At 72.1% G+C, this 2,227-nt stretch carries 2 protein-coding genes; both read right to left on the bottom strand.

The window, feature by feature from the left end; translation table 11 throughout:
• Nucleotides 1–61: 61 nt before the first annotated feature.
• Nucleotides 62–835 carry an SDR family NAD(P)-dependent oxidoreductase gene (locus GTQ99_RS22415; RefSeq protein ID WP_166617888.1) on the bottom strand — a complete coding sequence of 258 codons (774 nt, stop codon included), beginning with the start codon at nt 833–835 and terminating at the stop codon, nt 62–64.
• A gap of 7 nt (nt 836–842) precedes the next feature.
• Entirely contained in the window at nt 843–2,198 is a 1,356-nt protein-coding gene (locus GTQ99_RS22410; RefSeq protein ID WP_166617887.1) for an MFS transporter, read from the bottom strand.
• Between the last annotated feature and the right edge of the window lie 29 nt (nt 2,199–2,227).

Below are 2,227 nucleotides of genomic sequence, written 5' to 3'. Positions count from 1 at the left end.
ACCGTGCAGCGCGCGGTGCCGACGCTCGCCGTCCTGCGCAGCGGTGCCGCCTCGACCTCCCTCAGCGGGCGACCATGCCTGCCGACAGGTCGATGTCGGCGCCGCAGAGGCCGGGCATGCACAGCACCGCCACCGTCGCCGTGGCCACCTCTTCGGCGGTGACCATGCGCCGCAGCGCAGCGCGGGCGACGAACTGCTCCTCGGCCTGCGCCGGGCTCGTGCCGGTGCGCTGCGCCTCGCGGGCGAAGTTGCGGGTCATCCGATCTCCTGCCACAGGACCGGGCGAGACGGAGTTCACCATGACGCCGGCCGGACCGACCTCGTGGGCCAACGTGGTCGTCAACCCGAGCACCGCCATCTTGGAGGCGGTGTAGGGCGTGCGCCCCGGCAGCGGGCGCTTGCCGCTGACGGAGGCGATGTTCACCACGTCACCGGCCCCGCGTGCCAGCATCGGCGGCAGGAAGGCTCGGCACACCAGGTAGGTGCCGCGCACGTTGACGGCGAACACCTCGTCCCACTCGTGCGGCTGGACCTCGGTCAGGTCGGCGACCGGCCCGGCGATGCCCGCGTTGTTGACCACGATGGAGATCTCCTCGCCCGCCAGACCGTCGGCGAGGGCCTGCACCGAGGCGGGGTCGGCGACGTCGCAGGTCGCGATCCGGGCCGTCGGCCCGATCAGCGCGGCGGTCTGCCGCAGCGGGTCCTCCTGGCGGCCGACGAGGACGACGCGGGCGCCGTGCCCGGCCAGGGCGAGCGCGATGGCCCGTCCCAGCCCGTTGCCGGCTCCGGTCACCAGGGCGGTGCGTCCGCCGACGACGTCCTCCGCAGCTCTCACGCCGCGCTCACGAGCTCGCGGGCGAGGCGGCGGCGCCCTCGACGGTGCGCACGTCGATCTCGTCGAGCTCCAGGTGGCGCCGGTCCGGAGCGAAGGAGATCGCGACGATCGCCACCAGGGTGCAGGCGATGGCGAACACGATCACCGCCCACAGGCTGCCGTCGGCCCACAGCACCATCGCGGCGGCCAGCGCGGGCGCGAAGCTGGCCAGCAGGATCGAGGCCATCTGGTAGCCGATGGAGATGCCGGAGTAGCGCACGGCCGTGGGGAACATCTCGCAGTACAGGGCGGGCAGCGGTGCGTAGACCATCGCGTGCCCGAGCGCCATGAAGATGACGACGCCGAGGGTGATCGCCCACAACTGCCCCGTCTGCACGAGCGCGAAGATCGGCCAGGTGGTGACCACGATGATCCCCGCGCCGATGAGGAAGGTCCTGGGCCGCCCGATGCGGTCCGAGAGCGCCCCGAAGACGGGGATGAGCGCGATGTTCGCGGCGGCGCCGACCATCGAGGCGGTCAGACCGTAGCTGCGCGGTGCGCCGAGGTTCGTCGTGACGTAGGAGAGGATGAAGGTGGTGAACAGGTAGTAGTTCCCGGCCTCGGCGAACCGCCCGAAGATCGCGATGAGCAGCGGGCGCTTGTGCTCGCGGACCAGCACGACGGCCGGCGCCTTGCGCTGCTGCATCTCCGCGTCCATCTTCGCCTTCTCCGCCAGGAACGCCGGGCTCTCGGTGGCGCGCAGGCGGATGTACAGGCCGACGACGGCCAGCACGATCGCGAGCAGGAACGGCAGTCGCCAGCCCCACGTCTCGAAGGCGTCCCCGGAGATCCACGCCGACAGCGACACCGCGGCGGTGCCCAGCAGCAACCCGGCGGACACGCCGATCTGCGGCCAGGAACCGAAGTACCCGCGGCGGCGGCGAGGGGCGTTCTCGACCGCGATGATCGCGGCTCCGCCCCACTCACCGCCGACGGCGAAGCCCTGCGCCAGGCGCAGCACGCACAGCAGCAGCGGCGCGGCCACGCCGATCTGGGCGTAGGTGGGCATCAGGCCGATGGCGGCGGTCGCCACCGTCATCACCGAGAAGGTGAGGATGAGCGTCGACTTGCGCCCGATGCGGTCACCGAGGTGGCCGGCGATGACCGCCCCCAGCGGGCGGGCCAGGAACCCGACGCCGAAGGAGGCCAGGGAGACGATCTGCCCGACCCCGCTGGAGAGGTTGGGGAAGAACAGGCCGCCGAACACGAGCGCGGCGGCCGTTCCGTAGATCGTGTACTCGTACCACTCGACGATCGCGCCGATGGTGCCGGACTGCAGGGAGCGGCGGCGCAGCTGCTCGGGGGTGGGGGCGGTCTTCTCCATCGCGGGATCTCCGTCGATCGGTGGCGGGA

Origin of the sequence: Kineococcus vitellinus (genome assembly GCF_009906315.1) — a bacterium.
Taxonomy (GTDB): Bacteria; Actinomycetota; Actinomycetes; order Actinomycetales; family Kineococcaceae; genus Kineococcus; species Kineococcus vitellinus.
The sequence above is the reverse complement of the archived record's forward strand: the minus strand, read 5'-3'. Positions and strand labels throughout refer to the sequence as shown.

Excerpts from the sequence above, each read along its gene's own strand:
- GTQ99_RS22410 (WP_166617887.1), bottom strand. The coding sequence starts at position 2,198 with ATGGAGAAGACCGCCCCCACCCCCGAGCAGCTGCGCCGCCGCTCCCTG.